The organism is Rhodococcus gordoniae, assembly GCF_001646655.1.
Taxonomy (GTDB): Bacteria; Actinomycetota; Actinomycetes; order Mycobacteriales; family Mycobacteriaceae; genus Rhodococcus; species Rhodococcus gordoniae.
The window spans coordinates 1-15,205 of record NZ_LPZN01000034.1; the positions used below are offsets into that span (position 1 = coordinate 1).

The 15,205-nt window shown below is 68.1% G+C and carries 13 protein-coding genes; 11 read left to right on the top strand and 2 right to left on the bottom strand.

Annotation, left to right across the window (positions count from 1 at the left end; all coding sequences use genetic code 11):
* On the bottom strand, window positions 1–792 hold a 792-nt coding region (locus tag A8G18_RS13910; protein ID WP_064064373.1), incomplete at its 3' end, for a TIGR03557 family F420-dependent LLM class oxidoreductase.
* Between the two features lie 466 nt (window positions 793–1,258).
* Between A8G18_RS13910 and A8G18_RS13915 the strand changes: the two genes are divergently transcribed.
* From A8G18_RS13915 to A8G18_RS13960, 10 genes are all read left to right on the top strand, one after another.
* Window positions 1,259–2,902 carry a Na+/H+ antiporter gene (locus tag A8G18_RS13915; RefSeq protein ID WP_064064346.1) on the top strand — a complete coding sequence of 548 codons (1,644 nt, stop codon included), beginning with the start codon at window positions 1,259–1,261 and terminating at the stop codon, window positions 2,900–2,902.
* Window positions 2,903–2,957: 55 nt separating this feature from the next.
* Window positions 2,958–4,172, top strand: a complete 1,215-nt coding sequence (locus A8G18_RS13920; RefSeq protein ID WP_064064347.1) for a sensor histidine kinase — start codon at window positions 2,958–2,960, stop codon at window positions 4,170–4,172.
* A gap of 31 nt (window positions 4,173–4,203) precedes the next feature.
* Window positions 4,204–4,986 (top strand): LytR/AlgR family response regulator transcription factor, encoded by a 783-nt coding sequence (locus tag A8G18_RS13925; RefSeq protein ID WP_064064348.1) that lies wholly within the window; start codon window positions 4,204–4,206, stop codon window positions 4,984–4,986.
* Window positions 4,983–5,357 carry a hypothetical protein gene (locus A8G18_RS13930; RefSeq protein ID WP_037224178.1) on the top strand — a complete coding sequence of 125 codons (375 nt, stop codon included), beginning with the start codon at window positions 4,983–4,985 and terminating at the stop codon, window positions 5,355–5,357. The genes A8G18_RS13925 and A8G18_RS13930 overlap by 4 nt, the downstream gene beginning before the upstream one ends.
* A gap of 7 nt (window positions 5,358–5,364) precedes the next feature.
* A complete protein-coding gene (locus A8G18_RS13935; protein WP_064064349.1) occupies window positions 5,365–7,161 on the top strand; it encodes a sodium/solute symporter in 1,797 nt (598 codons plus the stop codon).
* Window positions 7,162–7,285: 124 nt separating this feature from the next.
* Entirely contained in the window at window positions 7,286–7,651 is a 366-nt protein-coding gene (locus A8G18_RS13940) for a DUF485 domain-containing protein (protein ID WP_064064350.1), read from the top strand.
* A complete protein-coding gene (locus A8G18_RS13945; RefSeq protein ID WP_064064351.1) occupies window positions 7,648–9,282 on the top strand; it encodes a solute symporter family protein in 1,635 nt (544 codons plus the stop codon). The genes A8G18_RS13940 and A8G18_RS13945 overlap by 4 nt, the downstream gene beginning before the upstream one ends.
* A gap of 96 nt (window positions 9,283–9,378) precedes the next feature.
* Window positions 9,379–9,816: a type II toxin-antitoxin system Rv0910 family toxin gene (locus A8G18_RS13950; RefSeq protein ID WP_016933958.1), complete on the top strand. Its 438-nt coding sequence runs from the start codon at window positions 9,379–9,381 to the stop codon at window positions 9,814–9,816.
* Window positions 9,817–9,931: 115 nt separating this feature from the next.
* Window positions 9,932–11,254 carry a diacylglycerol/lipid kinase family protein gene (locus A8G18_RS13955; RefSeq protein WP_016933959.1) on the top strand — a complete coding sequence of 441 codons (1,323 nt, stop codon included), beginning with the start codon at window positions 9,932–9,934 and terminating at the stop codon, window positions 11,252–11,254.
* An 87-nt stretch (window positions 11,255–11,341) separates the two neighbouring features.
* Window positions 11,342–12,151, top strand: a complete 810-nt coding sequence (locus A8G18_RS13960) for a class II glutamine amidotransferase (protein ID WP_016933960.1) — start codon at window positions 11,342–11,344, stop codon at window positions 12,149–12,151.
* A gap of 26 nt (window positions 12,152–12,177) precedes the next feature.
* Here A8G18_RS13960 and A8G18_RS13965 read toward each other — a convergent pair whose 3' ends face one another.
* Window positions 12,178–12,984 carry an MBL fold metallo-hydrolase gene (locus A8G18_RS13965; protein WP_064064352.1) on the bottom strand — a complete coding sequence of 269 codons (807 nt, stop codon included), beginning with the start codon at window positions 12,982–12,984 and terminating at the stop codon, window positions 12,178–12,180.
* Between the two features lie 36 nt (window positions 12,985–13,020).
* Here A8G18_RS13965 and A8G18_RS13970 point away from each other — a divergent pair, with 36 nt between their 5' ends.
* Window positions 13,021–15,018 (top strand): phage holin family protein, encoded by a 1,998-nt coding sequence (locus A8G18_RS13970; RefSeq protein ID WP_064064353.1) that lies wholly within the window; start codon window positions 13,021–13,023, stop codon window positions 15,016–15,018.
* The last annotated feature ends 187 nt before the right edge of the window (window positions 15,019–15,205 follow it).

The following is a 15,205-nucleotide window of genomic DNA, read 5'->3' on the forward strand; positions in this document are numbered from 1 at the left end:
GTCGTGGTCTCCGACTTCGACTGCGTGCGACTCGAATTCCTCCGGTGTCGCGAGATCGGCCATCAGCTCCGGCGGTAGGGCGTTGGTCGACCACTGCTCGCGGGCGATCGCCTCGGCCCGATCACGGGTGCTCGCCCAACTCAGATGCACCTGCAGCACGGTCCGTCCGGTTCCACCGCCGTCGCGGTAGGCGTCGAGGATGCGGCGCAGGTCGTCGAGCGGGGCGTTCACGGTGACGAGGCCGTCGACCCGGCCGGCGAATCGGCGGGCCGTCTCGGGAGTCAGTGCGGGGAGCAGGATTTCGGGAGGGACCGGTGGTCGGTCCCAGACGCGTCCGCGGTCGACCTTCACAGCGCCGTCGTGGTCGACGATCTCGCCCGCGTGCAGACGCCGGACGATGTCGAGGTTCTCGCCCAGGATCTGCTGACGTTCTTCCTTGGACGGCCAGGGAGTCCCGGACATGCGTTCGTTGCAATGCTCACCGCTGCCGAGCGCGAACCAGAAACGGTGCGGGAACATCGATGCCAGAGTCGCGGTGGCCTGAGCGGTGACGACGGGATGGTAGCGGAAGCCCGTCGCGGTGACGACGCCGAAACGCAGTTCGGTGGTGGCCAGGGCCGCACCGAGCCACGACCACGCGAAACCCGAGTGTCCCTGCCGGCGCGACCAGGGTTCGATGTGGTCCGAGCACATGGCCGCCCGGAAACCGGCTGCTTCCGCGAGCCGGACGTCCTCGAGCAGGCGGGATGGAGACACCTGTTCGTGTGAGGCGTGGAAACCTATCAGTGTCATCACTGTCCGCTCCTCCGGTCGATCGGGGATCAGTACTTCTCGATGAGTGTCAGTGCAGCGGTCATGAGTACGGGGTGACTCGGTCCCCGGGGAAGATTGCCGAGGCGGGCAGGGCGTCGCAGGTGGCCTGCATGCGCGGACCCCGGTCGTATCCGCCGACGGTTCCGGGCAATACGGAGGCGTCCGGCCGATCGGTGCCCGGACAAGCGGTGTGGCAACCCGATTCGTCCGGCCGGCAGGTCTCCCCGGCTCATCGCGCCCGGTGCGGCACAGGTGCGCAGGTCCGCACAACCGTCGTCGTCGCGGGCTGGGATCACACGCACTCCTCGCAGGGCCGGGTACACGGCGGTCGCTCGGTTGCATACCCGCGCCGTGTCGAGACAAACGATCGGCAGGTTCCTCCGGGCGAGTGGCTCCTGTGCCACGATCACACCGTGAACCGGACGCCTGGCACGGTACTGCCGCGATGAACGGAGCCTGGATCCTGCTGGTCGTCATCGCCGGAATCGCGGTGACCACCGTCGCGTCGCGCCGCGACCTCCAGGCTCCGCTCGTGCTCGTCACCGTCGGAGCGCTCGTATCGTTCGTGCCCGGTCTGCCACGGCTCGAACTGCATCCGGACGTCATCCTCGGGGTCGTTCTGCCACCGCTGCTGTATTCGTCGGCCCTGAGGTTCTCGGTCCCCACCTTCCGTCGGTACCTGCCGTCGATCCTGCGGCTCGGAATCTTCACCGTGCTCGTCACGGCGTTCGTCGTGGCATGGACCGCATCCGCGATGGTGACGGCGCTGAGCTTCGGCGCGGCGCTCGCTCTCGGCGCGGTCGTCGCACCGACCGACGCGGTCAGCGCCGTCGCGGTGGGTCAGCGACTCGGACTGCCGAAACGGGTCCTCGCGGTGCTGACCGGGGAAGGGCTGGTCAACGACGCCACGGCCCTGACCTTGTTCACCGTGGCGATCTCGGCCGTCACGGGAACGCACATCCTCGCCGATTCGCCGGTCCTGTTCTTCCTCTACGAGGTCGCGGGTGGGGTCGCCGTCGGTCTGGTGCTCGCGTACATCGTGCACCTGATCCGCGCCCGGATGTACGACTCGCCGCTCGAGACCGTCCTGGGGCTGGTTCTGCCGTTCGCGGCCTACCTCGCGGCCGAGGAGGTCCACGCCTCGGGAGTGCTCGCCGTCGTCGCTGCCGGACTGTTCCTCGGGCACCGCGCCACCGAGGTCTCGGTGAGCACGCGGCTGCAGGAACGCGCGGTGTGGAAAAGCGTCGACGTGGTGCTCGAGACCTTCGTCTTCGCCTACATGGGCCTGCAATTCCGGTTCGTCCTCGACGACGTCCGCGGCAGCGGCACCGATCTGCATGTCGCGTTGCTCGGCGCGGTGGCGATCCTGCTCGTCGTCATGCTCGTGCGACCCGCGTGGGGCCTGCTGCACTGGGGGCGGCGCGCACTCGTGCGCCGCGCCGGATCCGAGCGCCTCGGCCGCGACCAGCTGCGCTTCCGGGAACACGTCGTGGTGTCCTGGGCGGGCATGCGGGGAGTCGTCACTCTCGCCGCCGCCGGCGGGGTGCCTGTCGTGATCGCGTCGGGTGCCGACTTCCCCGGTCGGGAGATGATCCAGATCTCCGCGCTCGTCGTCGCCATCGGCACACTGCTCATCCAGGGAGCGACCATGCCGTGGCTCATCCGCAGGCTCGATGTCACCGACCCCTACGAGCGTCTGCGGACCGAGGAACAGATGGCGGTGGCCCGCCGGATCTCGGCGGAGTCGAGCGACCGTGTGCTCGGCGAACTCGCCGTGGACCCCCCCGACGGTGTGAACCCGGAGATCTACGAGACACTGCTGAACAGGGCACGCACGTCGCTCCGATCCCGGCAGGAGGCGGAGACCGCCGAGGACGCGGCGGAGGATGCGGGACCGCAACCGGCCGCGCTGTTCGACGACATCCGGCGCGCGACGTTGCAGGCGCGGCGCCAGGCGCTCATCGACGCACGCGATCGCGGGGAACTCGACGACGAGATCCTTCGCGACGTGCTGGAGAGTCTCGATGTCGACGAGGCAGCCGTGGAGGAACGTATCCGTCGCCGCCGCGACAGCGGTGCACAACGGTAGGACGACAGGCCGGGCGTTCCCGGATCGCCCGGCCGATCCGACGTAACGTGGGCGCATGATCGCGATCGAGCTCGCAGTGGCCGTGCTGCTCCTGGTGCTGGTCGTGATCTCGGTGGTGCTGTGGACCCGGCGGGTGGTCACCACACCCGCCGAACGCGCGGTCCACGCGACGTTGCACACGGCGTCGCTCGCGGCCCGTCCGCTCCGGGCCGGACTCGACGCGTCGTCCGCGAAGGAAGCGGCTCCGCACCTGCGGATGCTGCTGGCCGAAGCTCGCGCGGTGGCACTGCTGGACGAGGACGGCGCACTGCTCGCATGGGACGGTCCGTTCGAGGAACTGACGGACGAGATGCTCGCCGCCGCCGCCCGTGCCGCAGCCGACAAGCGACGTGTCCTCGTCGGTCACCACGATCTGCGCCGGACCAACGGCGATCTCGCGGCCCGCGCACTGATCGCGCAGCCGCTCGTCGTGGAGGACGTGGGTGTCGCGGGGGTGCTCGGAGTCGTGACGACCGTCGAACCCGGCCCGGCGCTGCTCGGTGCGATCACCGAGGTGGCGCGTTATGCGTGCAGTCAGATCGAACTGGCCGAACTCGATGCCTCCCGCGCCCGGCTCGACCGCGCCGAGGTCCGTGCGCTCCGCGCCCAGATCAGTCCGCACTTCATCTACAACGCGCTCAACACGGTGGCGTCGTTCGTCCGCACCGACCCCGATCGGGCCCGCGAACTGTTGCTGGATTTCGCGGACTTCACCCGGTACTCGTTCCGCGCGGCGGGCGAGTACACCCTGCTGGCCGACGAACTGCGCAACATCGACCGGTACCTGACGCTCGAACGCGCCCGCTTCGGCAATGCCCTCGAGGTGCGTCTGCAGATCGCGCCCGAGGTGCTCAACGTGACGCTGCCCTTCCTCGCCCTGCAGCCGCTCGTCGAGAACGCCGTGCGGCACGGGATCGCGGGCAAGGACACCCGCACGGGGACGATCATCATCACGGCGGCCGACGAAGGCACCGACTGTGTCATCAGCGTCGAGGACGACGGCATCGGCATGGATCCGGAACTGCTGCGCTCGGGGACGCTCGACGCGATCGCCGAGAGCGAGCACGGCAGCGGTGTCCGGGAGTCGGCGCACGTGGGTCTCGCCAACGTCGACGACCGGTTACGTGCCGCCTTCGGCAACGATTACGGTCTCGTCATCGAGACCGCGCCGGGTGCCGGCACCCGGGTCAGCATGCGCGTGCCGAAGTTCCGGGCGGGTATCCGGCCGTGAGGAAGACCCGACATGGCACGATGGACTCGCCGTGAACGAGATCACACACAACCTGACCGTGCTGGCGGTCGACGACGAACCGCCGGCCCTCGACGAGCTCGCCTACCTGCTGCGGGCGCAGGAGGAGATCGGCGTCGTGCACACCGCGGGAGACGCGACGACCGCTCTGCGCGTGCTGCGCGACGGCGGTATCGACGCGGTCTTCCTCGACATCAACATGCCCGGACTCGACGGTCTGGAGCTTGCGGGCATCCTCCGCAATTTCGCCGTGTCCCCGGCCGTGGTGTTCGTGACCGCGCACGACGACCGCGCGGTCTCGGCATTCGACCTCGGTGCCGTCGACTACGTCCTCAAACCGCTCCGTGAGGAACGGCTCGCCGAAGCGGTCCGGCGGATCGCCGAGCGCAGCCGGCCCGCCGCGCAGACGACATCCGACACCGGTCCGGGCGACGACGTGATTCCCGTCGAGCTCGGCGGCGTCACCACGCTCGTGCCGCGCTCGTCGGTCCACTGGGTCGAAGCCGAGGGCGACTACGCGCGACTGCACACCGCGACCGGTTCGCACCTGGTCCGCATCCCGATATCGACGCTCGAGAACCGCTGGGCCGAGGCCGGCTTCCTCCGCGTGCACCGCTCCTATCTGGTGGCGCTGCCACTCGTGACCGGTATCCGCAGCGTCGGTTCGGGCCTCGTCGTCTGCCTGCGCGGCGACAGCAATTCCCCGCCCGTCGAACTACCGGTCAGCCGCCGGCATACGCGCGAGCTCAAGGACCGGCTCATCCGCGGACCCATGCAGTCGTGGACGTCGCGATGAGCAGCACCGGTGGCCCGCCTCCGCAGCGACAGAAGGTCGTTCTCGCCGAGCGGCGCGGGGCGCGCATGGTCCGGACCCGCGTGGAGGTGCAACAGCAGACCGAGGTCGGCGACGCGATGGTCCGCGGGTTGGTCCGTGCGCAACTCGGGCTCGCCCTTCGGGTCGCGTTGTTCACGGTGTGCCTGCTCGGCGCGATTCCGGTGCTGTTCCACGCCTTTCCCGGTCTCGCGGAGATGACGGTGCTGGGCATCCGCCTGCCGTGGGTGTTGCTCGGGGTGGTCGGTTATCCGATCCTGCTCGGTATCGCGTGGGTGTACCTGCGTCTCGCCGAACGCAACGAGCAGGATTTCACCGACCTCACCGACGATTGACGCCCCCGTGAGCGGATCGATTCCCGTCGCCACCGTCGTCGGTCTCGTCGCCGCGGCGATCGCCACCGTCGCGATCGGCGTGTACGGCGTGCGGATGGCGCGCACCACCTCGGATTTCCTCGTCGCCTCGCGCAGTGTGGGCCCTCGCTGGAACGCCGCGGCGATCTCCGGTGAGTACCTCTCCGCGGCATCCTTTCTCGGTGTCGCCGGACTCGTCGCGAAGTTCGGCGCCGACGCACTGTGGTATCCCGTCGGTTTCACGGCGGGCTATCTGGGTCTGCTGCTGTTCGTCGCTGCGCCGCTGCGACGTTCGGGTGCCTACACCGTCCCCGACTTCGCGGAGTTCCGGCTGGGGGAGAAGTGGTTGCGCACCCTGTCGATGATGGTCGTGGCCATCATCTGCATCCTCTACCTGGTCCCGCAGTTCCAAGGAGCAGGGCTCACCCTCAACATCCTTCTGGGAGTACCCGACTGGGTGGGGGTCGCGGTGGTCGGCGTGATCGTCGTGGCCAACGTCGTCGGCGGCGGGATGCGCTCGATCACGTTCGTGCAGGCATTCCAGTACTGGCTCAAACTCACCGCCGTCGCGTTGCCCGCGCTGGTGCTGACGTTGCACTTCGTCGGCGACCACCGGGCCGTCGACGAGCCCGTGCCGCCCACCGTCACGGAGACCACGACCGTCGACGTGACGATCGACGTGGTCGTGCAGGTCGCCGAGCCGCTGCCGGTCGTGGTGACCGGGGAGGTCGACGGCCGACCGGTCGCAGGTGAATTCGAACTCGAGCCGGGAGAGCACGTCCTCGGGGCCGGCACCGAACTCGTCCTCGACGCCGGGTCTCCGGTGCCGGTGGTGGCCGGTGCGCCGACCGACAACGACAGCTGGGCGTCGCCGGGGGCCGGATTGGGGGCGAGCAGCGAACATCCGCTGTTCCAGGTCTACTCGCTGATGCTCGCGACCTTCCTCGGAACCATGGGCCTGCCGCATGTGCTGGTGCGCTTCTACACGAACCCGGACGGACGCGCGGCGCGCATGACGTCCTTCGCCGTGATCGGGCTGCTCGGGCTGTTCTATCTGTTCCCGACGCTGCTCGGGGTGTTCGCGCGCCTGTACGTCCCGCAGTTGCTCATCACGGGACGGTCGGACGCCGCGGTGCTGCTGTTGCCGGGATCGGTGTTGTCCGGTTGGGGTGGGCAGCTGCTCGCCGCCCTCGTGGCCTCGGGCGCGATCGCGGCCTTCCTGTCGACCTCCTCCGGGTTGCTGGTCAGTGTCGCGGGCGTGCTGTCCACGGACGTGCTGCGCGGACGGGTGCGCGACTTCCGGATCGCGGCGGTACTCGCGGGCGTGGTGCCGCTCGTGCTGGCGCTGTCGGTGACCTCCCTCGACCTGTCGCGGTCGGTGGGGCAGGTCTTCGCGATCGCCGCCTCGACGCTGTGTCCGCTGCTGGTCCTGGGGATCTGGTGGCGCGGTCTCACCGCGATCGGTGCCGCGGCGGGGATGGTCGTCGGTGGTCTCGTCGCGGGGGCCGCCGCTCTGGCGACCGTGCTGCTGCCGATCGATCCGTCGGTGGCCGCAGGGTGGCCGACGGTGCTCTCCGCCTATCCGGCGGCATTGAGTGTGCCGCTGGCGTTCCTCACGATGATCACGGTGAGTGTGCTGACGCGCCGGCGGATCCCTCGTGACCTGGGCCGGACGTTCTCCCGCATGCACGTCCCCGAGCGGCTCGGCATGGGACGCGACCGCGAACTCGGTGCGTTCGGCGACCGGGGGCGGGGACCCGGGGAGGAGCGCCGTTCGTCGCGGTGACGTGACCGTTCGTCGCACGAGCGCACCCCTCGTCGTTCCGCCCGTACCCGTCTCTGTTCGTGTGACTGCCGTCTCATTAATCTTGTGATCATCCTCACTTCACACGACTACCAAGGAGTCGGCAGTGACCACAGCACCACTCAGCGAGAGTGGCGTACCCCAGCAGCGTCGGATACCGACGCCGCAGGAGTTCGTCACGATGCAGGAGAGCCCGGAGTTCCAGGAACTGCGCAGCCGCCTGCGCCGTTTCGTGTTCCCGGTGACGGCGTTCTTCCTGGCCTGGTACGCCCTGTACGTCCTGCTGGCCACGTATGCGGACGAGTTCATGGCGACGAAGGTCCTCGGCAACATCAACGTCGGTCTGATCCTGGGTCTGGGTCAGTTCGTCACGACCTTCGTGATCACCGCCGTGTACGTGAAGTTCGCCGGCCGTGAGCTGGATCCGCGTTCCGCGGCGATCCGCGAGGAACTGGAAGGACCGCAGCAGTGACCGTTCTCGCCCAGGGTGGGACCGACGTCGGTAACCCGATCCTCAACATCGCCATCTTCGTCGCGTTCGTCGTCGTCACGATGGCACTGGTCATCAAGGCCAGCCGCACGACGAAGAAGGCTTCCGACTTCTACACCGGCGGCGGCCAGTTCTCCGGCCCGCAGAACGGTTTCGCCATCGCAGGCGACTATCTGTCGGCCGCGTCGTTCCTCGGTATCGCGGGTGCGATCGCCGTCTACGGTTACGACGGCTTCCTGTACTCGATCGGCTTCCTGGTGGCATGGCTCGTCGCCTTGCTGCTCGTCGCCGAACTGCTCCGCAACACGGGCCGGTTCACGATGGCGGACGTGCTGAGCTTCCGCCTCAAGGAACGCCCCGTGCGTATGGCGGCGGCGCTCTCGACCCTCGCGGTGTCGCTGTTCTACCTGCTTGCGCAGATGGCCGGCGCCGGCGGACTCGTGGCGCTGTTGCTCGACATCGAGGGCAAGGTCGGCCAGGCCATCGTCGTCGCGGTCGTCGGTGTGCTCATGATCGTGTACGTGCTCATCGGCGGTATGAAGGGCACGACCTACGTGCAGATGGTCAAGGCCGTGCTGCTCATCGCCGGTGCGGGCCTGATGTTCGTGCTCGTCCTGTTCGCGGTGCGGGGCAACTTCTCGCAGCTGCTCGCCGACGCTCAGGCGATGGTGTCGAGCTCGTCGAACGAGGCCGTCGCGCAGCGTGACGTGCTCGCTCCCGGTGCCAAGTACGGCATCAGCAACATGACGCAGATCGACTTCCTCTCCCTCGGCCTCGCGCTGGTCCTCGGTACCGCGGGTCTGCCGCACGTGCTGATGCGCTTCTACACCGTGCCCACCGCCAAGGAAGCCCGTCGCTCGGTCACCTGGGCCATCGCGCTCATCGGTGCCTTCTACCTGTTCACCCTGGTCCTCGGTTACGGTGCCGCGAAGATGGTCGGCCCCGACGCGATCCTCGGTGCTCCCGGCAAGGAGAACGCGGCGGCACCGCTGCTGGCCTTCGAACTCGGCGGAACGCTGTTCCTCGCGATCATCTCGGCGGTCGCCTTCGCGACGATCCTCGCGGTCGTCGCCGGCCTGGCCATCACCGCCTCGGCGTCCTTCGCGCACGACATCTACGCCAGCGTCATCAAGCGTGGCAACGCCACGGAGGACGAACAGGTGCGGGTCTCGCGGATCACGGTCGTCGTGATCGGTCTGGTGTCGATCGTCCTCGGCATCCTCGCCATGGGACAGAACATCGCCTTCCTCGTGGCGCTCGCCTTCGCGGTCGCGGCCTCGGCGAACCTGCCCACGCTGCTGTACTCGCTGTTCTGGCGGAAGTTCAACACGACCGGCGCCCTGTTCAGCATCTACGGTGGTCTGATCAGCTGCCTCGTCCTCATCGTGTTCTCCCCGGCGGTATCCGGTGCCCCGTCGGCGATGTTCCCGGAGGTGGACTTCTCGTGGTTCCCGTTGTCGAACCCGGGCATCGTGTCGATCCCGCTCGCGTTCGTCCTCGGGATCGTCGGCACCTTCGTCGGACGCCGCAAGCAGGAGGACCGGTACAAGCAGGCGGAGATGGAGGTTCGCTCGCTCACCGGTGTCGGTGTGGAGAAGGCCGTCTCCCACTGACCCTCCGTGCCGCGGTGGCCCGCTCCCGATCGGGGGCGGGCCACCGCCGCGTCTCGGGTCTCCGTCCCCGGAACCGAGCGTCTACTGTTGCGGACCATGGCGAAACTCGAAGTGTCGACCGATCTTCCGCTCGACCCACACGCTGCCTGGGAGCACGCTTCCCGTCTGGAGTCGTTCGGTGAGTGGCTGAGCATCCACGACGGCTGGCGCAGCGACCTTCCCGATGCCCTGTCCGAGGGCATCACGCTGCAGTCGGTGGTGTCGGTCAAGGGCATGCGCAACCGGGTCACGTGGACCATCGTCGAACTGGACGCGCCGCACCACGTGGTGTTGAAGGGAACGGGCAAGGGCGGCACGAAATTCTCCATGCGACTCGCCGTCACAGCCCGCGGCGACGGTTCGGCGCTGACCATGAAGATCGAACTCGGCGGAGCGCCGTTGTTCGGCCCGATCGGGTCGGGGGTGGCGCGCGCCCTGCACGGCGACCTGCAGTCGTCGCTCGGCACCTTCGCGCGCCGCTACGGCCGGAACTGACGCCTCTGGACACTTCTTCCGGAAAGGCGTAGACCCGTAGGAACGACCGCGGCCCGCTGCGGATCGATCCGTCCCCGAGTGCTCGGTACTCGACGCGAATGCGAGGTCGACGCCCATGTCCGAGGATCATCACCCGAGTACCGACGAGAACGTCGCCGAATCGCGCTGGTGGGCATGGGCGGCCTGTATCGCCGTGATCGCGGCGATCGTGGTGCCACTCGCGGAGGCGGGTCTGCGCGGCGTCGTCGCGCTGCTGCTGGTCGCGGTGGCCGGCGGCGCCCTGGCCGTTGCCGGGGCCTACTGGTTTCTCACGCACCACGGTGTGATCCGCGGGGCTGCGCTGGCCGTGACCGTGCTCGCGCCGGTCGTCGTGGTGGTCGTCTTCGCGGCGGCGGGTCACCTGTGGGCCGCCCTCGCATCGGTGCTGCTCGTCGCCGTGGCGGTCGCGTGTGGACGCCGCGCTCTACGACATGCCCGGGTGACTCCGCAGCCCGAATTTCCGGCCGTACCCGTTCGGCATCCCTTCTTCGTCATGAATCCACGCTCGGGCGGCGGCAAGGTCGTCCGTTTCGACCTGCAGCGCAAGGCCGAAGAACTCGGGGCGGAAGTGGTGTTGTTGAGCGGACCGCAGCAACTCGACGTCACCGAACTTGCGGAGAAGGCAGTCGAGCGCGGGGCCGACCTGCTCGGCGTGGCGGGTGGCGACGGAACCCAGGCCCTGGTCGCGGCGGTCGCAGCGGAACATCGACTTCCGTTCGTGGTGATCAGCGCCGGAACCCGGAACCATTTCGCCCTCGATCTCGGGCTGGACCGGGACGATCCCGCTGCGGGCCTGGGCGCTCTCGGCGACGGTGTCGAACTGCGCGTCGATCTCGGCCGGATCAACGGTCGCCCGTTCGTCAACAACGCGTCCTTCGGTGTCTACGCGGAGGTGGTCCGGAGCCCGCAGTACCGCGCAGACAAGACGGCGACGGTACTGCAGATGCTGCCGGATCTGCTCGGTGAGCAGGGTAGGCCGACATTGCGGGCGGGAATCGATACCGAGACCGTCGACGGACCGCAGGCCGTCCTGGTCAGCAACGGCCCGTACACCTTCGACGACCTGGCGGGACTCGGGCGACGAGCCCGTCTGGACAGTGGGCGGCTCGGTGTCGTCGCGATCTCGGTCTCGAACGCCCGCCAGGCCATCGGCCTGTTCCGTCGCACTCACGACCGAGGACTGTTGCAGCGCACCGCGACAGAGGTGGTCGTCGAAGCGGACGTACCGGAGATTCCGGTCGGAGTCGACGGCGAGTCGGTGATGTTGTCGACACCCGTTCGATGCACGATCTCCACCGGAGCGCTACGCGTTCGTGTTCCCCGCGACCGTCCGGGAGTGCGATTGCCGTCTCCACGCCTCGATTACGCAGGGTTGCGGAAGATATTGTGGCCGAAATGAAGTCTCACGACGTCACCCCACGAGGGGCCGGGCGACTTCAATGTATGTGTGTGCAGATGGATGGTGTATACCGGTGACCCGGTCCTGATGGACGACGTGCTCTTCCGGCCGGTCCATTCCTTGATCGATCAGAGCCTGCATTCCAGGATGGGGGCGACCACCACGAACGGAGACGGATTCGGGATCGGCTGGTACGGAGAAGGTCCGAGACCCGCGTTGTTCAAGTGCATCGAACCTGCGTGGAACGAGAGCAACCTGCGGGAGATCGCAACGCAGATCCGGACGCCGTTGATGTTCGCGCATGTCCGTGCCTCGACGGGGACTCCGGTGCAGCGCACCAATTGTCATCCCTTCCGGTACGAGAACAGGTTGTGGATGCACAACGGGGCCGTGCACGGATTCCACGCGATGAAACGCGATCTGGCGATGGCCGTCGATCCGAGTCTCTACGACGGGATCCGGGGATCGACCGATTCCGAGATGTTGTTCTACCTCGCGCTCACCTTCGGCCTCGCCGACGACCCGTTCACCGGTGTGGCGAAGGCCGTCGGCTTCGTGGAGGATGTCGCTGCCCGTCAGGGTATCGAGAACCCCATGCAGGGAACGATTGCCACCACCGACGGCGACAGTGTCTGGGTGTTCCGGTACTCGACGGAACGAAAGACACGTTCGCTGTTCTACTCGGCCGACATCACGGCTGTACGGGCGCAGCATCCCGAAGTGGAGGTGCTGTACAAGCTGGGCGACGACACCCGATTCGTGGTGTCCGAGCCCCTTCGGGATCTCGAAGGGGCCTGGCTGGAGGTACCGGAGTCGAGCGCAGGCGTCGTTCGGGGGAGCGACCAGGAGTTCCGGCCGTTCGAGCCGATCTCGCCGGTCCACTCGATCCCGTCGTGACGAATTCTTCGCTACCGGATCCGATTTCACCGTTCGCCCCGGCCGGCACCCGGTGTGTCGATCGAGTCACCCGGGGACAGCTCCACGGCGGCGATCCCCGCACGATGGGCCCGGCCGACGAACTCGGTGCCGGGCTCGAAGAACAACCGGGGGCGGACGGCGCCGAATCCGATCGGCCACAGCGTGCCGTAGTGGATCGGTACGGCCAGGCCTGCCTGCACGAGATGGGCGACGACAGCGGCCCGGCCGGGATCGAGGTGGCCGTCGCCGAGGGTGGGCCCCCAACCTCCGACCGGTAGCAACGCAAGATCCACCGGCCCCACATGGTCGGCGAGACCCGGGTACAGATCCGTGTCGCCGGCGAAATAGGTGCGCCGGTCTCCTTCGACGACGTACCCGACCGCCGGTGCGAGTTCCGGTCCACGACGCCAACGGCGGCCATCGTGCCGGGCGGGCACGGCGCGCACGGTGACCGTGCCGATCCGTGTTTCCTCGCCGGGACGCAACGGCACCAGCCGGTCGGCGAATCGACGCAGTGCCGGCAATCCGTCGACAGCTCCCCAGGGGATCACGATCGGAACGTCCGTATCGAGCAACCGCAACGACCTCAGGTGGGTGTGGTCCGCGTGCAGGTGTGAGAGCAGGACGGCATCCGGATCGCGTACACGCGGTCCGGCAGGGGTGGGTCCCCGGCGGCGGTGCAGATGTGCGACGCGGTCGGTGAGCACCGGATCAGTCAGGACGACCGTCCCGTGGTCCTCGATCAGCGTGGTGGCATGCCCGAGCCAGCGCAGACCGGATACAGGGGCATTCGGACGCGGCGGCGTACGCATGAACCTTACGATTCCAGACGTGGGAAGGGGCCCGCGATGCGTACGGTGGGCGGCTTGTTACGGATACTCGTCGAGTTCCTCGTGTTGTGGGGATCGTCGGCGCTCGTGCTCGTCGTGCTCGACCGGGTCCTCGGCGGCATCACCCTCGACCGGTCCGGCTTCGCTCCGATACCGACACTGCCTGCCGCGCTGGTACTCGCGCTGGTGTTCGGTCTGCTGAACGCGGCGTTGTGGCCGGTGATGATGCGGTTGATGTCGTGGATCGGCCCGGTATTGCTGTTCGCCGGAGTCTTCCTGGCCGGCGGTGTGATCATGCTGCTGACGCTGTACCTGGTACCGGTCGCCGGAGTGGACCGCCCGGGCGATGCGATCGTGCTCGCCGCGCTGGTCTCGCTGGTCACTTCCGTCGTCTCGGGCGCGATCGCCTCCCGTTCCGACACCGCCTACCGGTTGATGCAGGTGCGGCGGAACCGGTTCCGATTGCGGCGCAACGCGACGCTCGTGGGTGCGCCTCCGGGGTTGCTGTGCATCCAGATCGACGGGCTCGGGTACGACGTCCTGCGGCGGGCGATCGCCGACGGTGTCACGCCCGGCCTGGCGAAGCTGGTGCGTGAAACCCACCGGCTGGTGCCGTGGCACACCGATTGGAGCAGCCAGACCGGAGCGACCCAACTGGGCGTGCTGCACGGCTCCAACCACAACGTGCCCGCATTCCGCTGGTACGACAAGACCACCGGGCGTATCTCCGTGTTCAGCAACCCGGCCGACAACGAGCAGCGCGAACTCGAACGAGCAGAGCGGCCCGGGCTGCTCGCCCACGACGGTGCGAGCCGGGGCAACCTGTTCACCGGTGGTGCGCAGGACAACGTACTGGTCGTCAGTCGTATGCGCGGCGCCCGGCTCGGTGGGGGCGCCGGCTACAGCGCCTATTTCGCCGATCCTGCGAGTGCGCTGCGCACCTTCATCCGGATGATCGCGGAACTGCAACGGGAACTTCGTCAGTCGCTGCGGCAGAAACGGAAGGACATCCGGCCACGGGTACCGCGTGGCGGAATGTATCCCTTCGTCCGCGCCTTCGCGACCGTACTCGCCACCGACGTCACCGCCGCCGCGGTGGTCGGTGATCTGATCAAGGGACGTACTGTCGTCTACCTCGATCTGATCGGCTACGACGAGGTCTCGCACCACTCCGGGATCTCTCGGCCCGAAACGCTGTCCGTGCTCGCGAAGGTCGACGACATCATCGCGATGCTGCTCGCGGTCGCGGAACAGTCCGACCGGTCCTATCGCGTCGTCGTGCTGTCCGATCACGGGCAGAGTCAGGGCGCGACGTTTCTTCAACGCTACGGAGAGAGCCTGAAACAACTGGTGATCCGGTCGGCCACACGGGACGAGCCGGCCGATCGTCACCGGCACGAGCGCAGAGCGGAGCCCTCGACCCGGCCCGGAGGGGAAGGACGCGCGTATGCCGCAGCCAGCATGCACGCCGCGCCGGTCGGCGAGCAGGCGCACACCGTCGCCGGTGAACCGATCGTGCTCGGCTCGGGCAACCTCGGCCTGATCTACTTCCCTCATCTGCCCGGCCGCGCCGACGTCGATACCATCGAGGCCGCGCATCCAGGACTTCTCACTGCTCTCCGGGAGCATCCCGGCATCGGCTTCCTGCTCGTCGCCACCCCTGGCGGATCCGTCGTGCTCGGAGCCCACGGCCGGGTGGACGTGACGACCGGTGAGGTCACCGGCCGCAACCCTCTCGAGGTGATGGGTCCCGATGCGCTGGCGAAGATCCGGCGCACCGACACCTTCGACAACGTCGCCGACATCATGGTCGGCGGTGCCTACTGGCCCGAGACCGACGAGGTTGCGGCGTTCGAGGAGCAGGTCGGCTCGCACGGCGGTATGGGTGGCCCGCAGAGCACCCCGTTCCTCCTCTATCCCGCCGTGCTGCACGAGGTGCTCGCCGGGTGGCGGGATCTCTCGGCGGGACCGACCACGGCCACGACCGATCACGACGCAACGGTCGGGGACGGGTGACCCGGCTCGGAACGAATGGAACCTGTTCGGGAGAGGCTGTTCTCGTCGACGTGCGCGTGTTCCGTTCGTCGGCCGGCCTGGCCGAGCAGTGCTCCCACCGTCGTTCCGCCGGTCGTGGTGCCGACGAGCCCGATACCCACGGGCGGGAAGAGTGCGGCCACCGGCCCCGCGCCCGGACCTCAGCCGA